The sequence below is a fragment of the Pseudarthrobacter sp. 1G09 genome, assembly GCF_050038305.1.
Taxonomy (GTDB): domain Bacteria; phylum Actinomycetota; class Actinomycetes; order Actinomycetales; family Micrococcaceae; genus Arthrobacter; species Arthrobacter equi.
Genome location: NZ_CP188306.1, coordinates 1,968,608 through 1,988,353, shown reverse-complemented (window position 1 = coordinate 1,988,353; position 19,746 = coordinate 1,968,608). Strand labels below are relative to the sequence as shown.

The following is a 19,746-nucleotide window of genomic DNA, read 5'->3' as shown; positions in this document are numbered from 1 at the left end:
AACCGGGGCTTACACGGTGGGTTGGCCGAGAGGCGAGGCAGCGGCCTGCAAAGCCGTATACACGGGTTCGAATCCCGTACCCACCTCGGTGAAAACCATGGTTTTTCGGATACCCTCCGGATCAGCATGGGCGATTGGCGCAGCGGTAGCGCGCTTCCCTGACACGGAAGAGGTCACTGGTTCGATCCCAGTATCGCCCACTCGGCAAGGTATCTTGCCAACAGCAGTCCGGCTCCGGCCGGCACGCAATTGCGGACGTAGCTCAGCTGGTAGAGCACCACCTTGCCAAGGTGGATGTCGCGAGTTCGAATCTCGTCGTCCGCTCTCCTTTTTACAACCCATTGGCCGGTCCGCCGGTTCCGGGCGATTGGCGCAGCGGTAGCGCGCTTCCCTGACACGGAAGAGGTCACTGGTTCGATCCCAGTATCGCCCACACTCAAAGCAGCTCGTGACGAGCTGCTTTTTTTGTTGCTGTTTTCGGCCCCATCCGCTGCGGGCGAACGCCAAATCTCCCCAATGTCCTTGGAACTGCCCTCCCACGGGTCTAGGATCGATTGCGCAAGGAGCGACCTGGCTCCGCGACCGAAGGGAGGTGCTCGTGGGACTGATTGACGATCTAAAGGGCAAGGCACAGGGTCTTATCCGCGGAAACGAGCAGACCATCAAGGACGGCATCACCAAAGCCGGCGATTTCGTCGACCAGAAGACCGGTGGCAAGTACGCTGGCCACGTCGACAAGATCCAGGATGGCGCTTCCAAGCTCGTGGACAAGAATGGGACTCCTGGCGAGGCACCTGCCGCAGAGCAGGTCCCTCCGGCCAATCCCGTCAACCCGGCACCGCCGGCTGACAGGACTCCGTAAGGATCTCGGCCGGGGCATTGCCCCAGCACGTCAACGGGGCGCGGGTCCCGCCGGGAGGCGGCGCCTGCGCCTTTGGCGTTTAAATGCCTCATGGCTGCCGGCCGGCGCCACTCTCCCCCGGCAAGGGCCCGACTGGCTGACAGGGCGGCCGGCAGAGGGAGCACACTGCGCAATTGCCTCCCGGGCTGCAACCACGGATAACCTGCCGGTATGGCGAAGTCTTCCGCACCCCTCCGCCCCGGCCGGACGGCCGGGGCCTCCACGTTTGATTCCCGGCCCGTCGTTGCCGGTATTGTCACAGCCCTGGTGGGCTTTACGTCCTCTTTCGCCGTCGTCCTCGCCGGGCTCAAGGCCGTGGGGGCCAACCCGGCCCAGGCCGCCTCGGGCCTGCTGGCACTCACCTTGGCCGTCGGCGTCGGCGTCCTGCTGCTTGCCTGGCGGTCCAAGGTTCCGGTCACGCTTGCCTGGTCCACGCCGGGCGCAGCGCTGCTGGCCACGTCCGGAACGCCCGACGGCGGCTGGCCGGCCGCCGTCGGAGCCTTCCTTGCCGCCGGGGTGCTGATAGCCCTGACCGGGCTAATTCCTGCCCTCGGCCGACTGATGGCGCGTATCCCCGCGTCGCTCGCCCAGGCAATGCTCGCCGGTGTCCTGCTGCAGTTGTGCCTGGCACCGTTTACTGCACTGGGCACCGTTCCGCTCTTCGTGGCCCCGGTCATTGCCTGCTGGCTGCTCATGATGAAGTTCGCCCCGCGCTGGGCTGTGCCAGCGGCACTTGTGGTAGCGCTGGGAGTGATCGCCTTCTCCTTGGCTGCCACGGGCACGGGGCCCGGAACGGGCGGGGTACTGCCGCAACTCGTGTGGAGCACGCCGTCCTTCAGCCTGCAGGCAATGGTGGGCATTGCCCTGCCGCTGTTCGTGGTCACCGTGGCCTCCCAGAACGTTCCGGGCGTGGCGGTGCTGCGGTCGTTCGGCTTTGCCACGCCGTGGCGGGCATCCATGCTGGTGACCGGTGCCGGCACCGTCTTGGGCGCGCCCTTCGGCGGCCATGCCATCAACCTTGCCGCCCTGAGCGCGGCACTTGCTGCCGGCGAGGAGGCCGGCAGCAACCGGGGCAGGCGCTGGGTTGCAGGTTTTACCTCCGGCCTGGCCTACCTGGTCCTGGCCGCATTCTCGGCCGCGCTGGTCACCCTGGTCAGTGCGGCACCGGCGGGCATGCTGGAAGCGGTGGCAGGGCTGGCGCTCCTGGGCACGCTGGCGGCGTCGGTCTCTTCGGCGCTGGCTGATGCCGATGACCGCATCGCCCCGGCCGTCACGTTCCTGATGGCCGCTTCGGGGCTCGCATTCGGCGGAATCGGGTCGGCGTTCTGGGCGCTCCTGGCCGGCCTGCTGGTCAGGACGCTGCTGGTCCCCCGGCGGGAGCGGAAACTGCTGGACGGTGGGCGCGCAGGCGCGAAGGACGGCACCTAGGAACTGCCGGCGACGGGCACTGCGCGGGGCGCCGCCCCGCCGGACGGTCAGGACGGTTCGTGGTTCTGGCCTTCGCGGGCCAGTGCAGTGAGCCTGGACACGGCGCGGAAGTACTTCTTCATATAGCCGCCGGCCATCATTTCCTCGGTGAAGAGCTTGTCGAACGGAACGCCGCTGGCAAGGATGGGGACGTCCTTGTCGTAAAGACGGTCCGCCAGGACCACAAACCGCAGCGCCACGGCCTGCTCGGTGATGGTTTCCACGTTGCGCCACACCACGCCGTCGATTCCGTCGATGAGCTGGCGGTACCGGCTCGGGTGCACGCCCGCGAGGTGGTGGATCAGGGTGCTGAACTCGTCCTGGGCCACCGTCTTGCCGTCGAATTCGGCCTTCATGTGGGAGGACAGTTCACTGTTCTTCAGCGGGGCCGGGGCTGCCGGCAAGCCGCGGTGGCGGAAGTCTTCGCCGTCGATGCGGATAACGTCGAACTGGTCCGCCAGGACCTGGATCTCGCGCTGGAAATCCACAGCAGCGAAGCGGCCATCACCCAGTGAGCCGGGGAGTGTGTTGGAGGTAGCGGCCAGCTTCACGCCGGCGTCCGCCAGTTCCCGCATCAGCCTGGACATCAGGACGGTGTCGCCCGGGTCGTCGAGTTCGAATTCGTCGATGCACACAAGCTTGTAGCTGCTGAGTGCGTCAACAGTTTTTCGGAAGGACAGGGCGCCCACCAGGTTGGTGTACTCAACGAAGGTGCCGAAGGCCTTCGGACCGGGGGCGGCGTGCCAGAGGGAAGCGAGGAGGTGGGTCTTGCCCACGCCGAATCCGCCGTCGAGGTAGATGCCGGCGCGCGAGCTGTCCTTCTTGCCGAACAGTTTCTTGAAGAGCCCGCCGCCGTCAGACGGTGCCACGTTGCCGGCAAACCCCTCCAGGGCCTGGACGGCAGCAGCCTGGCTGGGCTGCTTCGGGTCCGGACGGTAGCTGGCGAAGGACACCTGGCCAAACCGCGGCGATGGATAGAAACCCTTAAGGAGTTCGTTCACCGACACTGCAGGAGTGCGCGCCGCAAGCTGTTCGATCTGTACCAAGGTGGTCCGTTCTGCTGGTAGGTGGTCCCCAGAAAGGATACCGGCTTCGCGGTCCACGTCCCGGCGCAGCGTCGGCGGGACCACCCGGGGTGATGAACCAACATTTCGTCCTGTTAACGGAATACGGACAACGCATCTGCCGCTGGATAGTGTGGGGAAAGGTCCCCATGCAGGAGCCGTTTAGCGCACTGCGCGGCCCTCCCGTGTCCTCGATGAAAGGCCAACACCATGCCCTACCCCGTTGAACAGAATGAAAAGTTCGCCGCCTACGCCCACCCGGAGCGGCTGGTTTCCACCGAGTGGCTCGCCTCCGCCCTGGAGAGTGGCGCCGTTGCCAACGGTGAGCTGGTTGTCGTGGAATCGGACGAGGACGTGCTGCTCTACGAGACCGGCCACATCCCCGGCGCAGTGAAGATCGACTGGCACACCGACCTGAACGACGACGTCACCCGCGACTACGTTGACGGCGCAGCCTTCGCTGAGCTGGCCGCCTCGAAGGGCATCTCCCGCGACAGCACCGTGGTGATTTACGGCGACAAGTCCAACTGGTGGGCAGCTTACGCCCTGTGGGTCTTCACCCTTTTCGGCCACCAGGACGTGCGCCTGCTCGACGGCGGCCGGGACAAGTGGATCGCCGAAGGCCGGGAACTGACCAAGGACAAGCCTGCGCCCGCCCCGGGCAACTACCCCGTGGTGGAGCGCGACGACGCCCCCATCCGCGCCTTCAAGGACGACGTACTGGCCCACCTGGGCAAGCCCCTGATTGACGTCCGCTCCGCCGAGGAGTACACCGGCCAGCGCACCCACATGCCGGCCTACCCGGAAGAGGGTGCACTGCGCGGCGGCCACATCCCCACTGCTGCCTCCGTGCCGTGGGCCCGCGCAGCGGCCGAAGACGGCACGTTCCGCAACCGGGAAGAACTTGACGCCATCTACCTCGGCGAGGCCGGCCTTGCCGCGGGTGACGACGTGGTGGCCTACTGCCGCATCGGCGAGCGTTCCAGCCACACCTGGTTTGCACTGAAGTTCCTGCTGGGCTTCGAGTCCGTCCGTAACTACGACGGCTCCTGGACCGAGTGGGGCAACGCCGTCCGCGTCCCCATCGTCAAGGGCGCCGAGCGCGGCTCCTTCCCCGTCACCGTTGGAGTCTGACTAAGGCTCCCGCGTAAACTGGCCATGATGACTACTCAAGCCTTGCCTTCCGCCCTCGCGGCGATTGTGGACGACTTCCAGGCCCTGTCCGAGCCCGAGCGGCTGCAGCTGCTGCTCGAATTCTCGGAGGGGCTTCCGGAACTTCCCGAACGGCTCACCAACCACCCCGAGCTCCTGGAGCAGGTAGTGGAGTGCCAGTCGCCGCTGTTCCTGACCATCGAAACGGAACAGGACGGCAGCGACGGTCCTGGCACCGCCGTCCGGCTGTTTTTCAAGGCCCCCGCCGAAGCGCCCACCACGCGTGGCTTCGCCGGAGTGCTGCACGAAGGCCTGGATGGGCTCTCGGCGGCGGAAATCCTTTCAGTACCGGATGACATGCCCGAACTGCTGGGCCTCACCCGGGCCATCACCCCGCTCCGGATGAGGGGCATGACGGCGATGCTGGGCAGGATCAAGCGCAAGGTAGCTGCAGCGTCCGGCGTCCGCGCCTGACGCCACGGACGCGTGGCACGCAAAAGCACTGCACAGGGAACCCCGGCCACGGCGGCACTCGCCGCCGCCGGGGTTCCCTTCGTGCTGCACCCCTATTCACATGATCCGGCCGCGGCCAGCTACGGAGCGGAAGCGGCCGCAGTCCTGGGGATCGATCCGGCACGGGTATTCAAGACCCTGATGGTGGAGGTTGAAGGCAGGCTGGCCGTGGGCATCGTCCCCGTCAGCGGGACCCTGGACTTGAAAGCCTTCGCTGCGGCGATGGGGGCAAAGAAGGCCGCCATGGCAGATCCGGCAGCCGCGCAGCGCCGGACCGGCTACGTGCTGGGCGGTATCTCACCGCTTGGCCAACGGCTCCCCTCCCCCACAGTGCTCGATTCCTCTGCTCTGGAGCTGGACACTATGCTCATCTCCGGCGGCCGGCGCGGCCTTGATATCGAACTCGCACCGCTGGACCTTGTCCGGCTTACCAACGCAGTCACCGCACCGATCGGCAGCAAGGCCTAGCTGCCCGGCGGGTCTGATCAGCCCGGCTGGTCTCCCGGCAGGTCCTCCGGCCGGTCTTCCGGCCGGGTGCCCGGGTTGAGGCGCGGCGCGAGCCGTTGCCGCAGCCACGCCTTCACCAGCCGCTCCCAGCGCTCGGGGTCCACGTTCCATTCCTTGGTGTGCCGTGCGTGGTTGAAGGCTTCGAAGGTCACCATTTCAGGGTTCCGCTCGGCCAGCAGCGCGGACGGCTTGTAGGGCACGTACTCGTCGTCGACGCTGTGCAGGATCAGTGTGGGGGTCCGGAGTTCAACGGCGCGTGATACCCAGTCCATGGCCTTGAGGTCCACCGGCGCGGACAGGCCAGTCAGCCTGCGCCCCAGCGGATGCCCCAGCATGAGCTGCCCGTACCGGCCCACCAGCGAGGGTATCCTGTTCAGCTGCGCGTGGTGGGCCAGGACGTTGACCCAGTCGATAACCGGGGCGTCCAGGACCATGGCCCGGATCAGGTGCCGGTACCGGGACAGGTCCGCTGCCTGCAGGCAGATGGCCCCGCCCATGGACCAGCCAAAGAGAACAACCTCCTCGGCGCCGTTGTCCAGTGCGTATCCGATGGCCGCCTCAATGTCCTGCCATTCCGTGGACCCCAGTCCATACCGGCCATCGTCCGCCGAAGGCGCCAGGCCGTCATTGCGGTAGGACAACAGCAGGCTGGTCAACCCCAGCTCCAGCGCCGGACCCACCGCCCGCAGCGCTTCCTGCCGGCTGGCGCCGCGCCCGTGGACCATGAGCGCCCACGTCCGCGCGGTCCCGCCGGCGCGGACCAGCCAGGCCGGCGCCTCGCCGCGCTCCACGGGAATGGCCACGTCCTCGGCGGCATAGCCGACGGCGGCAGGGTCAGGGTAGAGAGCGCCGCTCCACCAGCCCCAGCGGGCGGCAGAAAGGTCTCCGGCGTAGACAGCTTCGACGTCGCGCAGTACCGTCCGTTCCGCGGGCGAATAGGAGACGATGCGGCCGATCCTGGCGTGCCCCCTGCCGCCGTCGAAATAGAAGCCGTACCGGCCGTCTACCGTGGTGTCGTCCGTGGCGGCCAGGATCACCTGCTGCTTTTGCCCGTCGCGGATGACGGCAAGGACCTCCTGGTCTGACGTCCGCTGCCGTGCAGGCGTAATGACGCGGCGGGCGAAATATACGGCGAGCGCTGACGAACCCGCAGCCAGCAGCCCGGTCAGCGAACTACCCGCGATGGCACCGGCGATAGCCCATCGGGTCCCCAGCGACATGCCCGCTGTTTCCGGGGTGTGGGCAGTGTGCTCCGGGCGCGTCCGCAGATAAGAAGCCATGCTCCTATTCTTACCGTCAGCGGCAGGATCACCGCATTCGGGGCCGGCGGGTCCTGTGTGGACCGGCGCCCCGTACACCGTGACAGGCCTGCGTACAGGTAAGTGCGGCGCCCCACGCACAGGGCTAGGCTAAGGCCATGAGCGAACCCATCGTCATCCTGACCGAAGAGCCACTGGGGGCGGACGACCGCCTGAACATCGAACGCCTGGTGGAGGGAGCAGACTCCCGGCTGCTGGTCCTTGTGCCGGCCAATACCGAACGGCACCTGCTGGTGGATTTCCTCGAACACCTCTCCCTCCTGGAAATTGCCGCGGCCTTCCGCGAACTGACCTCCCGCGCGCCGGACCCCGCTGAGGAACGCGCCCACGCCACGGAGACCCTGTCAGCCTCACTTGCCGCCCTGGAAGGACTGGGCGCCGGAGTGGAGGGCGAGGTGGTGGACGGCGGTGCCGTCAACGGACTGGTTGCCAGGGTCAGGGACACCGGCGCCACGCAGGCAGTGGTGATCACCCGGCCGCACGCGGTGTCCGACACCTTCCACACCGACTGGGCAAACAAGGCCCAGGACCAGCTCGGCATCCCCGTCCTGCACCTGTACGCAGGATCGGGATTTATCGGCGACTCCTAGGCGTTGACCACAACATGAGTATCTTCGGAAACAACATTTTCGGGAACAAGGCCACCCACGCTGTCGCGGACCCGGCAGCCGATTCCCACGGCACCGGCGGGGAGGACGGCGGGGCCGCCGTGCAGAAGTCCGACGCACAGTGGCGCGAGGAACTGACGCCCGAGGAGTACCGCGTCCTCCGGCAGGCGGGCACCGAGCGCCCGTACACCGGCGAGTACTGGGACACACACACTGCGGGCGTGTACCAGTGCCGGGCCTGCGGGACCGAACTGTTCACCAGCAACGAGAAGTTCGATTCGCACTGCGGCTGGCCGTCGTTCTGGGCCCCGCTGGCCGAGGGCACGGTCCGCTACATCCACGACCGGACCATGGGGATGGACCGCGTGGAGGTCCGCTGCGGCGCCTGCGATTCACACCTGGGCCACGTGTTCGACGGCGAAGGCTACGGCACTCCTACAGACCAGCGCTACTGCATCAACTCTGTGTCGCTGCGACTCGTCCCGAAGAACGGGGCAGAGGCGGCGGAGGGCACCGTGCCGACGGACGGTACAACGGCGGGCTGATTCAGCAGCCAGTGCCGGCGGGCGGGTGCGGCAGTCAGCTCTCCCGGGTCCGCCCGCCGGTCCGCTCACAGGGCGCGCCCAGAGCCACGATCCCCCAGCGCAGGGCGGGCTCAACGGGCAGGCCACAGAGCTGAGGAATAGTCTTTCTTAGTCTCAATGGCTTTTCAGATTAGTTCTGCTTGCTGCTTGCTACGCTCCAAAGAGAGAAGCAAGCTACGCACAGAAAGGCAGCGACGATGACTGAAACCCTCACCGCCGTCCCCCGGATCTCCGCGGACAACCAGGACTGGATCCGCCTTCGGACCGCAGCGTCAGCCCTCCAGGGCCTGCAGGCCCCCGATGGCTCCGTGCCGGATGCGGCCAGCCACACCACGGCGGCACTGCACGTTGACAGCATTGTGGATGCCGTCCGGGCCCTTGCCCCGGCCTTCCCGCACGACGCCGCCTACCTGGACGCGGTCTGCACCGACTTCATGGCCTGGGTGGCCGGCGGGTTCGCAGTTCCGGACTTCCTCTCCTCACTCCTGTCCTTCCAGCCCCAGGAACAGCGGCAGGACGGCCTCCAGCACCTGGTGGTCTTCCCCATGTACACCCAGAACGGCAGCAGCAGCCGGCTGGTGGAGGCCGTCCTGATCGAGGTCATCTGGCCCGAGTTCATCGCCGGCCTGGAGGCAGGCGACTACTCCAACAAACTGTTTGTCCCCATCCGGTTCGTCGACTTCACCGCAGGCTACGACACCAATTCAGCGGTCCTCTTCCCGGAAACCGTAGGCGTCAGCACCACCCCCAAGTTCACCTGGGGTGCCATCTTTGCCGACCGCGAAGCGGCACGCTTCCGGCGCGTACTCAAAGCCGCTGCGGAAACCACCCGCCTGGAACTGCCCGAGGGCGCCGCTGAGATGCTGGCCGACCAGGACCTGACCGAGGCCACCTTCGTCATGTGGGACCTGATCCACGACCGGACCCATATGCGCGGCGACCTGCCCTTCGATCCGTTCATGATCAAGCAGCGCATGCCCTTCTTCCTGTACTCACTGGAAGAACTCCGCTGCGACCTCACAGCCTTCCGCGAATCCGTGCGCATTGAGAAGGACGACGACGCCGATCCCGAAGCCCGCCGGCACGCCAAACTGGTGCAGTACGCCGTGATCTTCGACCGGATCTTCCGCTTCGCCATCACCGGCAGCCGCGTCCGCAACTACGACGGCCTGGGCGGCCAGCTGCTGTTCGCATGGCTGCACCAGCAGCACGTCCTGCATTGGACCGATACCCGCCTCACCATTGACTGGGACGGGGTGCCGGACGCCGTCATGGCACTCGGGGCACGGATTGACGACCTCTACTGGCGCTCCATTGACCGGCCCAAGACAGCCCATTGGCTGGCAGCCTACGGCCTCATCTCCGGCACCGTCACGCCCAACCCGGCGTCCGTGTGGGCTAAGGGCCCGGACGCCCTCCCCCTGTCCGGTGCCCCGCGGGGCCTGACCGACCAGGTGCTGGACGATGAATTCCCGCTGTCCATGTTCTATGAGGCATTGGAGAAGAAGATGCGCCCTGTGATCGAGTCCACCGCAGGCATCACCGGCAGCTCGGCGCTGTGAGGGAAACCTCCGGCACGCTTCCGGCCCTCACCGTCCTCGTCACAGGCGGCAGCGGAGCCTCGGGCGTGGCAGTGGCCGGCGCCCTACGCGCGGCCGGGCACCGGGTCCTCACGGTGGGTTCCGACCAGCAGCGGATCGAGGCTGCAGCGGAACAGGCGGGCGACGGCGTCACGCCCCTCACGTGCGACCTCGCCAGGCTCGACGACGTCAGGCAGCTCCGCGACGACGTCGCGCTCCAGGCCGGGGCCGTCGACGCCGTCATCCACCTGGTGGGCGGATGGCGGGGTGCGCAGGGAATCCCCGACCAATCCGACGAGGACTGGGATTTCCTCGAGCGGGGCGCCGTCACGACGCTGCGCAACATCACCCGGGTGTTTTTTGACGACATTGCCTCCTCCCCGCACGGCAGGTTCGCCATGATCTCCTCCACTGCCGTGGAAAGGCCGGCGGCCAGCGTGGCCAGCTACGTGGCCGCCAAGGCTGCCGCCGAGGCGTGGACCATGGCCGTGGCGGACGGGTTCCGCCGCGCAGCCGGGGCCGACGGCGGCGGGCAGGCTGCCGCCGTCGTCCTCGTTGTGAAGGCCCTCGTGGACGACGGACTGCGCCGCAGCCACCCGGAGCGGACGTTCCCGGGAGCCACGGACGTGGCCGAACTCGCGAACGCGGTGGTGGGGCTGTTCGACGCCCCGGCGGCCGATCTGAACGGCACCCGGGTCCGGCTGGCTCCGTGACCCGGCAGCGCCCCTCCGCACAGGGGCACCCCACCGCCGCAAGCCATACATAGACTGGGAATGTGAGCAAAGGCATGACAACCACAGCAGAGACCGGCGCGGCCCTTCGGCTGCACGACCCCAACGTGCGGGGCTTCGCCTCGGACAACTACTCCGGCGTCCACCCGGAGATCCTTGCGGCGCTTGCCGCCGCCAATGAAGGCCACCAGGTGTCCTACGGCGAGGACGACTACACCTCCCGGCTGCACGAGGTCATGGAGGAGCACTTCGGGCCCGGCATCGAATGCTTCCCCGTGTTCAACGGAACCGGGGCGAACGTCCTCTCACTGCAGTCCCTGCTCCCCCGCTGGGGAGCCGTGGTGTGCGCCTCCACCGCCCACATCAACATGGACGAAAACGGGGCACCGGAACGCATCGGAGGCATGAAGCTGCTGCAGGTCCCCACCCCGGACGGGAAGCTGACTGCGGAGCTGATCGACAGGGAAGCGTGGGGCTGGGGTGACGAGCACCGCGCACAGCCGCTGGCCGTGTCCATCACCCAGACCACCGAGCTGGGCACCTGTTACACGCCGGAGGAAGTGCGCGCCATCGCCGACCATGTTCACGCGAAGGGCATGAAGCTGCACATGGACGGTGCCCGGCTGGCGAACGCCGCAGCCCACCTGCAGGTGCCGTTGCGGGCCTTCACCAGGGACGCCGGCGTCGACATCCTGTCCTTCGGCGGCACCAAGAACGGTCTGCTGTTCGGCGAGGTTGTGGTGGCCCTGAACCCCGAAGCCGCCCACGGCCTGGTGTACCTGCGCAAGATGAACATGCAGCTGGCATCCAAGATGCGCTTCATGTCCGCCCAGTTTATTGCCCTGCTCGAAGGTGGCCTCTGGCTGCGCTCGGCCTCCCATGCGAACGCGATGGCTTCCAGGCTCCGCGCTGCCGTGGACACCATCGACGGCGTCCGGCCCACCCAGAAGACGGAGTCCAACGGGGTGTTTGCCGTGCTGCCCGAGGGAGTGGCGGACCGGCTCCGTGCATCCTTCCGGTTCTACGACTGGGACGAAGCCGCCCGGGAAGTGCGCTGGATGTGCTCGTTCGACACCACCGAAGAGGACGTGGATTCGTTCATCGCGGCCATCCGCCACGAACTGCGCGACTACGACGGCGGGCAGGCCGGCTGAGGCGCACATGACGGCGAGCCTCCCCGGCCAGCGCTGAAGGGTTGCGTAATCTGCCATGGTGAACGCACTTGACCAGGTTCCCCCGGATTTCCTCCACGCTCTGGGAACCCTCAGGAAAGCCCGGTGCCGCAAGGAACTCCACCTCGCGGAAATCCCCGCGCCGGCCCGCCTGGCGCCCTTCGCCGTCGCCCTGGGCGCGGAAGTCATGGCCCAGGGCGCCGGAACCGCAGCACCTCCCCTGCACGGACCGGCCGCAATGGCCCTGGCCGCCGCCGGGACCGGGGAGGACAGCGACACTGAGCTCGCCACCGGGCGCTTCATCCTGCTGCACGATCCCGAAGGCTCGGCAGTGTGGGACGGGGAATTCAGGATCGTCACCTATATCCGTGCGGAGCTGGAACCGGACATGGGCAACGACGAGATGCTCGGAACGGTGGCCTGGACCTGGCTGGTGGAGGCACTGGAAAACCACAATGCTCCCTACCGGGCCGCCGGCGGGACCGCCACACGGGTGCTGTCGGAAAGCTTCGGGACCCTCTCCGAAAGGCCCGGCACCATTGATATCGAACTGCGGGCATCCTGGACCCCCGCCACGCCGGATGTCACGGCACACCTCGAAGCCTGGTCCGACATGGTGTGCACCTTCGCGGGACTCCCGCCCCTGCCCGACGGCGTCACGCCCCTGCCGCAGCGGCGCCGGAACTGACTCCCATGCAGCCCTGCCGGGAGCCTGCCAGCGGACCTTCGGCGCGCAGGACCGGTAAACTGGGGGCATCATGACCCCTAACAACCCGGAAAACACCACGGCCGGCGCTCCGGCTGCTGATACCGCACCCCATATCACCGTGGAGGGCTTTGACAGCCCCATCCCCGAAATCATCGAACTCGACGCCCCCCGTGAGGGCGTGCCCCTGGTCATCGAGACCCAGGCCGGACTGGAACGCTGCGCAGCCGCCATCGCCGCAGGAACCGGACCCGCAGGGGTGGACGCAGAACGGGCCTCCGGGTTCCGCTACGGCCAGCGGGCCTTCCTCGTGCAGATCCGCCGCGAAGGCGCCGGCACCTGGCTGATCGATCCCGAGCCTTTCGATGACCTCGCCATCATTAACGACGCCCTTCGCGGCGTCGAGTGGATCCTGCACGCCGCAACCCAGGACCTTCCGTGCCTCTCAGAGCTGGGCATGTGGCCGGACAAGCTCTTTGACACGGAACTCGCCGCCCGGCTGGCAGGCCTTCCCCGCGTGGGCCTTGCCGCCGTCATCGAACAGCTTCTCGGCTTCGGCCTGGCCAAGGAACACTCCGCCGCCGACTGGTCCACCCGCCCCCTCCCGGAACCATGGCTGCGCTACGCAGCACTGGACGTCGAAGTGCTCAGCGAGCTGCGGGAAGAGCTGGTGGAACTGCTCCAGGCCGACGGCAAGCTGGAGTATGCCGAGCAGGAGTTTGCCGCGATCCTGGCGGCGGGCATTGCGCCGCCGCGGCTGGACCCGTGGCGGAAGACCTCCGGCCTGCACCAGATCAGGGACCGGCGCCAGCTGGCCGCCGTCAGGGAACTGTGGCTGGAACGCGACGCGCTGGCCCGCAAGCGCGATGTCGCACCGGGCCGGCTGATCCCGGACTCCGCGCTGGTGTCCGCCGCCAAGGCCATGCCGTCCACGGTTCCCCAGCTCCTGGGGACCAAGGGCTTCCATGGCCGGGCGGCGCAGCGTGAGGCGCCGCGTTGGCTCCGTTGCATCGCCGCCGCCCGGGACCTGGACGATCTTCCCCCGCTGCACCTGGCCACCAACGCCCCGCCTCCGCCCAGGGTCTGGGCCGAACGCGACCCCGAGGCTGCCGCGAGCCTCGCCACGGCCAGGCCGCTCCTGCAGGAGCGCGCCGACCAGCTGAACCTCCCGGTGGAGAACCTGCTCACGCCCGACTACCTTCGCCGCGTTGCCTGGCGCCCGCCGGCCGCGATCAGCGAGGAATCAGTGGCCGCGGAGCTGCGCGGACTCGGTGCGCGCGAGTGGCAGGTGGAGCTCACTGCACCGCTCATTACCCGCGCCTTCCTGGACCCACAGCCGCTTCCGCCCAAAGAGCCGAAAGCAGCGGTCACCGCGGGCAACTAGCCTTCCGGCGCCCCTCCCATACCGGCCTTGCAGCCTAAGTTACTCGCGAGTAACATCGGACGTACTGCCGCACACCTTGCCATCCTCCGGCATGTGCGCGGCGCCTACGTCTCGATGAGGAGTTACACGTGAGCCACACCGGAAGCGGCGCCACCCGGCGCACTGTCCGCGACGTCGTCTTTGTTGACGGCCTTCGCACGCCCTTCGGCCGGGCCGGTGAGAAGGGGATCCATGCCGGTACCCGCGCCGACGACCTGATCGTGAAGTGCATCCGCGAGCTGCTGCGCAGGAACCCGTCGCTGCCGCCGGAACGGGTGGATGAGGTGGCCATCGCCGCCACCACCCAGACCGGCGACCAGGGCCTCACCCTGGGCAGGACCGCTGCGCTGCTGGCCGGACTGCCCCGCACCGTTCCGGGCTTCGCGGTGGACCGCATGTGTGCCGGTGCCATGACCGCCGTAACGTCCACGGCCGGCGGCATCGGTTTCGGCGCGTACGACGTCGTCATCGCCGGCGGAGTGGAGCACATGGGCAACCATCCCATGGGCTCCGGCGCCGATCCGAACCCCCGGTTCATGTCCGAACGGCTGGTGGACCCCGCCGCCCTGAACATGGGCAACACCGCCGAGAACCTGCACGACCGCTTCCCCGCCATCACCAAGGAGCGCAGCGACGCCTACGCCGTCGCATCCCAGGACAAGCTGGCCGCAGCCTACCGCGAGGGCCGGATCCAGCCCGACCTGGTGCCGGTGGCCGGCCGGAAACCGGGTCAGGGCTGGACCGTGCACAGCGTGGACGAACCGCCGCGCCCGGGGACCACTGTTACCGACCTCGCCGGACTCCGCACCCCCTTCCGCGCGCACGGCCGCGTTACCGCCGGCAATTCGGCGGGCCTCAATGACGGAGCCACCGCCGCCGTCCTGGCCTCGGGCGAAGCGGCAGCTGAGCTTGGCTTGCCGGTGAAGATGCGGCTGGTCAGCTACGCGTACGCCGGCGTGGAGCCCGAAGTCATGGGCATCGGGCCGGTCCCGGCCACCGAAAAGGCACTGCAGAACGCGGGCCTCACCATTGGAGATATCGGCCTCTTCGAGATCAACGAGGCGTTCGCCGTCCAGGTCCTAAGCTTCCTGGACCACTTCGGCATTTCCGACGACGACCCCCGGGTCAACCGCTACGGCGGCGCGATTGCCGTGGGCCACCCCCTCGCCTCCTCCGGCGTCCGGCTGATGACCCAGCTGGCCCGGCAGTTCGAAGAGGACCCGTCAGTGCGCTACGGCATCACCGCCATGTGCGTGGGACTCGGCATGGGTGGCACAGTCATCTGGGAAAACCCGCACCACGCCGATTACAGTGGCGCCACCGGCACCACAGGAACAGCAACCACCGCCCCGGCAGCAGTCCAGACCGAAGGAGCCACAGCATGAGCGCCGCAGATTTCACCGGATTCGCCAGCCTGTTCCCCAAGGAAACAGTGACACATTCCTACGTGCAGGACATTCCGCTTCCCGCTGCCCCCGGCAAGGAAAGCCCCGGAACGTTTGCCTTGGTCACGCTCGACAATGGACTGGACCACAGCAAGCCCACCACGCTGGGTCCCAACACCCTAGTGGAACTCGGTACGGTGCTGGAAGGCTTGCGGGACCGGGCCGCCCGCGGTGAGATCGCGGGCGTCGGGGTTACCGGCAAGCCCTATTACCTCGTGGCCGGAGCCGACCTCTCCGCCGTGAAATCGCTGGAAGAGCGCGAGCAGGGACTCCACATGGCCCAACTGGGCCACGATGTGTATGCAACGCTGGCCAACCTGGGCGTTCCCAGCTTCGCTTTCATCAACGGCACCGCCCTGGGCGGCGGACTGGAAATCGCACTGCAGTCCACCTACCGCACCGTGTCCACCGGCGCCGGTGCCCTGGCCCTCCCCGAAGCCCTCCTGGGGCTGGTCCCGGGCTGGGGCGGTGTCTATTTGCTCCCCCGGCTGATCGGGCCCGAGAACGCCGTCAAGGTGATGATCGAGAACCCGCTCAGCAACAACCGGGCCCTCAGCGGCCCGCAGGCCTTCGACCTTGGCATCGCTGATGCCCTGTTCGAACCCGCCGACTTCCTGGAGCAGTCCCTTGCGTGGGCGGCGAAAGTCATCTCCGGCGGGCTGGTTCCGGAACGCGCCAACGCCGTGGACCCCTCCCACCCGGATACCGCCGGACGCTGGGCCGCCGCGGTGGCGGCGGGCCGGAAGTTCGTGGAGTCCAAGACGTCGAACGCGGCGCCCGCCCCGGCCAAGGTCCTGGACCTGATGGAAGCCAACCGCACCATGAGCCAGGCTGAATCGGCAGCACTCGAATGCGAGACACTGGCCGGGCTGATGCAAACGGATGAGTTCCGCGCCACCGTGTACGCCTTCCTGGACCTCGTCCAGAAACGATCCAAGCGTCCCGCCGGTGCCCCCGACCGCAAACTCGCCCGCCCCGTCACCAAAGTCGGAGTGGTGGGGGCCGGCCTGATGGCCGGCCAGCTGGCGCTGCTCTTTGCCCGCCAGCTGAAGGTGCCGGTGGTACTGACCGACATTGACCAGGCCCGGGTGGACAAGGGCGTCAGCTACGTCCACGGCGAGGTGGACAAACTGCTGGCGAAGAAGCGGATCAGCGCAGACGCTGCCAACCGCACCAAGGCGCTGGTGTCCGGTTCAGTGTCCAAGGAAGCCTTTGCAGACGCTGATTTCGTGATCGAAGCGGTCTTTGAGGAACTCGGCGTCAAGAAGCAGGTGCTCGCGGAGTTGGAGGCCGTCGTTTCGGAAGACTGCATCCTGGCCACCAACACGTCGTCGCTCTCGGTGACGGCTATGGCCGAGGACCTGCAGCACCCGGAACGGCTGGTGGGGTTCCACTTCTTCAACCCGGTTGCCGTGATGCCGCTGCTGGAGATCGTCCGCGCCCCGCGGACCGATGACGCCGTCCTGGCCACCGCCTTCGAACTCGCAAAGACGCTGAAGAAGACCGGCGTCCTGGTCAAGGACGCTGCGGCCTTCGTGGTCAACAGGATCCTGCTGCGCCTGATGGGCGAGGTGACGGCCGCCTTCGATGAAGGGACACCGGCCGACGTGGCGGACAGTGCCCTGAAACCGATGGGCCTGCCGATGTCCCCCTTCACGCTGCTGGCCATGGTGGGCCTGCCGGTGGCCCAGCACGTGCAGGAGTCGCTGAACAGTGCCTTCGGCGACCGGTTCCCGGTCTCCGCCAACCTGCACAAGCTGATCGACAACGGGGTGAAGGGCCTCTGGGAAACCGGGCCGGACGGTTCGGTTTCCATCCCGGACTCCACCCTGTCGCTGATGTCTTTCGGTACCAGCCCCTCCACTGCCGGCCACGTGCTGCGGCGCACGCAGGACGCCCTGGCCGAAGAAATCGGCCTCATGCTGGACGAAGGCGTGGTGGCGGGGCCGGAGGACATCGACCTCTGCATGATCCTGGGCGCCGGATGGCCCATGTTCCTCGGCGGCATCACACCGTACCTGGACCGGGTGGGTGCCTCCGAACGGGTCAACGGCAAGCGGTTCCTCCCGCCGGGCGTGGCGTCAGGCGTGGCCTCGGCTCCGGCCGCGGGCCCGGCCTCCAACTAAGTCTGCCGCAGCCGGCCGCCGCTCAGCACTCGGCGAGCCGGCCGCCGTCGAGGGCCACCAGGCGGTGGGCCGCCGTCCGTGCATAGTCCAGATCATGGGTGACCAGCACGACGGCGGCCCCCTCCGCGGCCGCGGAGCGGACAGCTGCTTCCAGCAGGGCCAAGCCGTCGCCGTCCAGTGCCACGGTGGGCTCGTCAAGGGCGATGACCGAGGGTCTCCGGGCCAGGACGGTAGCGAGTGCAAGGAGCCGCTGGCCGGACGCTGACAGCTCGGCCGGGTGTCCGTGGGCGCCACCTTCGAGTCCGACCGCCGCCAAGGCGGCCGCAGCACGCTCTTCTGCCTGCGCGGTACCCACCAGGCGGTCCAGGCCAAAGCTGACCTCGCGCATGAGCGTCCGTTCGAACAGCTGGTCACGGGGATGCTGGAAGAGCAGGCCCACCTCAGCGGCAGTCTCCCCCACCGCACGCCCCTCGATGTCGCTGCAGTTCACCAGCACGGAACCCGTTGTCGGCTGCAGCAGCCCGTTCAGGTGCCGCAGGAGGGTCGACTTGCCCGCTCCGTTGGGCCCCGTGACGGCAACAATCTCCCCCGGGTGCACCGCCAGGTTGATGCCGGCCAGGACCCGGGGCTGCCGGGGTGGCGGGGCGGCGTTCCTGCTGCGGGTCAGCCACCGGGTTTTCTTGCCGGGCCGGCGGGATTCCGGTGCGTAGCTGAAGGAAACGTCACGCAGCTCCAGCGCAGTGTCGGCGCGGGCAGCGTCCCGTAGTGAGGCCGGAATCGCGGTGGTGCCTGTGGCGGCTGGAACCTCCGCCTTGCCTGTGGAGGCTGGGCGGACGGCTGTGGCGGGTGGCTGCGTGGTCAGGGCCGGCGGCCGGGGGGCTATGGCAGCTCCGCCCACCCGGCGGATTCCCGCAGGAACAAGGCCGGACTCCGGGCCGAGACTGGCAGGATCGCCGGCGGCCGCCAGAGTCCCGTTAGCGAGCACCAGCCACTGGTCCGCTGCGAGCAGGAGCCCGTCGATCACCTGGCTCAGGATCACGACGGCGGTTCCAGACCCCACGAGGTGCCGCACCAGGGCCGCCAGCTCCTGGGCCCCTGCCGCGTCCAGCGAGGCGAACGGCTCGTCCATGACCAGCACGGCAGGCCCGGAGATGACGGCGCAGCCAATGGCCAGGCGCCGCAGCTGGCCGCCGGAGAGCCGGGCAGGACTCCTGTCGAGCAGCCCGGTGAGCCCCAGGAGGCCTGCCGTGCGTTCCACAGCGGCAACCATGGCCGGGCGGGGTACTCCTGCGTTCTCCAGCCCAAAGGCCAGTTCTTCGGCGACCGTCGCCCGGACGGTGGAAAGTGCCGCTGCCGCATCCTGGGGGACAAAGCCCACCTGCCTGCCCCACGCGGCGGGGTCGATGCGCGGTTCGACCCGGTGATGACTTCTTCCGTCACCGCCGGCCATACCGCTCACGAAGTCCAGCCGCGTGCCTGCCAGCTCCAGGTAGCCGGCCAGGGTTCCGCCGCTTCCCGGCGTCAGCCAGCCTGCCAGCAACCTTCCGAGGGTGGTCTTTCCGCTGCCGGACGCACCCAGTACCGCGGTCAGGGTACCCGGCGCGGCGGCGAAGGCGATCCTCTCCAGGACTGGCCCGCCGCCGTCATGGAATGTGAAGCTCTGGATGCCGGCCTGCAGGACCGGACTGGATGGGAGGGTCACGCCCACCCCCCTGCTGCTGCGCTCCACAGGCGCAGGACGACGACGGCAGCCGCTGCGAGCAGCAGCACAGCACGCAAAAGGCGCTGGGCGGTGGAGTCCGGGACGGTGCGGTAGCTGGTCCGCGGTCCGATGCTGCTGAATCCACGCGCTTCCAGCGCCGCAGCGCGGGTACCGGCATCGTCCACCAGCGCCAGGACCAGAGGTACAGCCTGCAGGCGGAACGCAGCGGCCCGGTGGACCAGTCCCCGGCGGATCACCAGCCCGCGGGCTTCCTGGGCGGTGCGGATACGCTGCGCCTGCGCCGCAATGGCCGGCAGCAGGGTGAGCGTGGAGGCCAGCACAAAGGCAAAGCGTCCGCGGACTCCCTTGGCATTCAGGGCGGCCACCAGGTCCGGGACGCTGACGCTGAAGGAGAAGGCAAGGAGCGCCAGGACGGCTGCCCACACCTGCGCGCCCCGCTGCAGGGCGAAGCCCAGTCCTTCGGCCGTGACCCGGGCAGGGCCCCACTCGGCCAGGACAGTGCGGCCCTCGGGAGACGCCAGCCCGTGCACCATCAGCAGGGACAGGGTGAGCGGCACCAGCACTGCCGCAGCCGCCGGCAGTAACCGGCGGGCCGTGCCGCCAGCGGCGGACACGGCGAGGGCACCCGCAACGACGGCGACGGACAGCGGCCAGCTGCCTGCCGCCGTCGTGATCACGGCTGTGCTGCCGGCCGCGGCGAGGCCGGTCAGCGGGTGGACGCGCAT

General features: G+C 68.2%; 18 protein-coding genes and 4 tRNA genes. 18 read left to right on the top strand and 4 right to left on the bottom strand.

Annotated elements, in window-relative coordinates; genetic code table 11:
- The first annotated feature begins 15 nt into the window (after window positions 1-15).
- From ACP3TD_RS09125 to ACP3TD_RS09100, 6 genes are all read left to right on the top strand, one after another.
- Window positions 16-86: transfer RNA gene (locus ACP3TD_RS09125), tRNA-Cys, on the top strand.
- A 42-nt stretch (window positions 87-128) separates the two neighbouring features.
- Window positions 129-200, top strand: a tRNA-Val gene (locus ACP3TD_RS09120).
- Window positions 201-251: 51 nt separating this feature from the next.
- Window positions 252-324 (top strand) — tRNA-Gly (locus ACP3TD_RS09115).
- Window positions 325-361: 37 nt separating this feature from the next.
- Window positions 362-433 (top strand) — tRNA-Val (locus ACP3TD_RS09110).
- A 165-nt stretch (window positions 434-598) separates the two neighbouring features.
- A complete protein-coding gene (locus tag ACP3TD_RS09105) occupies window positions 599-862 on the top strand; it encodes an antitoxin (RefSeq protein ID WP_426766928.1) in 264 nt (87 codons plus the stop codon).
- 210 nt (window positions 863-1,072) lie between these two features.
- Complete coding sequence (locus ACP3TD_RS09100; RefSeq protein ID WP_426766927.1) at window positions 1,073-2,329, top strand: benzoate/H(+) symporter BenE family transporter; 1,257 nt, start codon at window positions 1,073-1,075, stop codon at window positions 2,327-2,329.
- A 47-nt stretch (window positions 2,330-2,376) separates the two neighbouring features.
- On the opposite strand, the gene zapE is transcribed toward ACP3TD_RS09100, so the two are convergent.
- Window positions 2,377-3,414 carry a cell division protein ZapE gene (gene zapE, locus ACP3TD_RS09095; protein WP_261620543.1) on the bottom strand — a complete coding sequence of 346 codons (1,038 nt, stop codon included), beginning with the start codon at window positions 3,412-3,414 and terminating at the stop codon, window positions 2,377-2,379.
- Between the two features lie 228 nt (window positions 3,415-3,642).
- Between zapE and ACP3TD_RS09090 the strand changes: the two genes are divergently transcribed.
- The 3 genes from ACP3TD_RS09090 to ybaK are packed head-to-tail and all read left to right on the top strand — an operon-like array spanning window position 3,643 to window position 5,565.
- A complete protein-coding gene (locus ACP3TD_RS09090; protein ID WP_426766925.1) occupies window positions 3,643-4,566 on the top strand; it encodes a sulfurtransferase in 924 nt (307 codons plus the stop codon).
- A gap of 27 nt (window positions 4,567-4,593) precedes the next feature.
- Window positions 4,594-5,058, top strand: a complete 465-nt coding sequence (locus ACP3TD_RS09085; RefSeq protein WP_426766923.1) for a SufE family protein — start codon at window positions 4,594-4,596, stop codon at window positions 5,056-5,058.
- Window positions 5,059-5,070: 12 nt separating this feature from the next.
- On the top strand, window positions 5,071-5,565 hold the full coding sequence (ybaK, locus tag ACP3TD_RS09080; RefSeq protein WP_426766921.1) for a Cys-tRNA(Pro) deacylase: 495 nt from the start codon (window positions 5,071-5,073) through the stop codon (window positions 5,563-5,565).
- Between the two features lie 17 nt (window positions 5,566-5,582).
- Here ybaK and ACP3TD_RS09075 read toward each other — a convergent pair whose 3' ends face one another.
- Complete coding sequence (locus ACP3TD_RS09075) at window positions 5,583-6,884, bottom strand: alpha/beta hydrolase family protein (RefSeq protein ID WP_426766919.1); 1,302 nt, start codon at window positions 6,882-6,884, stop codon at window positions 5,583-5,585.
- Between the two features lie 137 nt (window positions 6,885-7,021).
- Between ACP3TD_RS09075 and ACP3TD_RS09070 the strand changes: the two genes are divergently transcribed.
- The 9 genes from ACP3TD_RS09070 to ACP3TD_RS09030 all read left to right on the top strand — a co-directional run bounded on the left by ACP3TD_RS09070 (window position 7,022) and on the right by ACP3TD_RS09030 (window position 17,298).
- Entirely contained in the window at window positions 7,022-7,513 is a 492-nt protein-coding gene (locus tag ACP3TD_RS09070) for a hypothetical protein (RefSeq protein ID WP_426766917.1), read from the top strand.
- Between the two features lie 14 nt (window positions 7,514-7,527).
- On the top strand, window positions 7,528-8,076 hold the full coding sequence (gene msrB, locus ACP3TD_RS09065; RefSeq protein ID WP_426766915.1) for a peptide-methionine (R)-S-oxide reductase MsrB: 549 nt from the start codon (window positions 7,528-7,530) through the stop codon (window positions 8,074-8,076).
- Between the two features lie 236 nt (window positions 8,077-8,312).
- Window positions 8,313-9,677, top strand: coding sequence for a DUF6421 family protein (locus ACP3TD_RS09060; RefSeq protein WP_426766913.1), 1,365 nt, complete (start codon window positions 8,313-8,315; stop codon window positions 9,675-9,677).
- On the top strand, window positions 9,674-10,408 hold the full coding sequence (locus ACP3TD_RS09055; protein ID WP_426766911.1) for an SDR family oxidoreductase: 735 nt from the start codon (window positions 9,674-9,676) through the stop codon (window positions 10,406-10,408). The genes ACP3TD_RS09060 and ACP3TD_RS09055 overlap by 4 nt, the downstream gene beginning before the upstream one ends.
- Before the next feature lie 74 nt (window positions 10,409-10,482).
- On the top strand, window positions 10,483-11,580 hold the full coding sequence (locus ACP3TD_RS09050) for a threonine aldolase family protein (protein WP_426767179.1): 1,098 nt from the start codon (window positions 10,483-10,485) through the stop codon (window positions 11,578-11,580).
- 55 nt (window positions 11,581-11,635) lie between these two features.
- The gene (locus ACP3TD_RS09045; RefSeq protein ID WP_426766909.1) at window positions 11,636-12,286 is read left to right on the top strand and encodes a DUF3000 domain-containing protein; all 651 of its coding nucleotides are present in this window, start codon (window positions 11,636-11,638) and stop codon (window positions 12,284-12,286) included.
- Window positions 12,287-12,356: 70 nt separating this feature from the next.
- Entirely contained in the window at window positions 12,357-13,688 is a 1,332-nt protein-coding gene (locus ACP3TD_RS09040) for an HRDC domain-containing protein (protein ID WP_426766907.1), read from the top strand.
- A 128-nt stretch (window positions 13,689-13,816) separates the two neighbouring features.
- The gene (locus ACP3TD_RS09035) at window positions 13,817-15,112 is read left to right on the top strand and encodes a thiolase family protein (RefSeq protein ID WP_426766905.1); all 1,296 of its coding nucleotides are present in this window, start codon (window positions 13,817-13,819) and stop codon (window positions 15,110-15,112) included.
- Complete coding sequence (locus ACP3TD_RS09030; RefSeq protein WP_426766903.1) at window positions 15,109-17,298, top strand: 3-hydroxyacyl-CoA dehydrogenase NAD-binding domain-containing protein; 2,190 nt, start codon at window positions 15,109-15,111, stop codon at window positions 17,296-17,298. The genes ACP3TD_RS09035 and ACP3TD_RS09030 overlap by 4 nt, the downstream gene beginning before the upstream one ends.
- A gap of 22 nt (window positions 17,299-17,320) precedes the next feature.
- On the opposite strand, the gene ACP3TD_RS09025 is transcribed toward ACP3TD_RS09030, so the two are convergent.
- Both ACP3TD_RS09025 and ACP3TD_RS09020 read right to left on the bottom strand, forming a co-directional pair.
- A complete protein-coding gene (locus ACP3TD_RS09025; RefSeq protein WP_426766901.1) occupies window positions 17,321-19,000 on the bottom strand; it encodes an ABC transporter ATP-binding protein in 1,680 nt (559 codons plus the stop codon).
- A complete protein-coding gene (locus ACP3TD_RS09020; RefSeq protein ID WP_426766900.1) occupies window positions 18,997-19,746 on the bottom strand; it encodes an energy-coupling factor transporter transmembrane component T in 750 nt (249 codons plus the stop codon). The genes ACP3TD_RS09025 and ACP3TD_RS09020 overlap by 4 nt, the downstream gene beginning before the upstream one ends.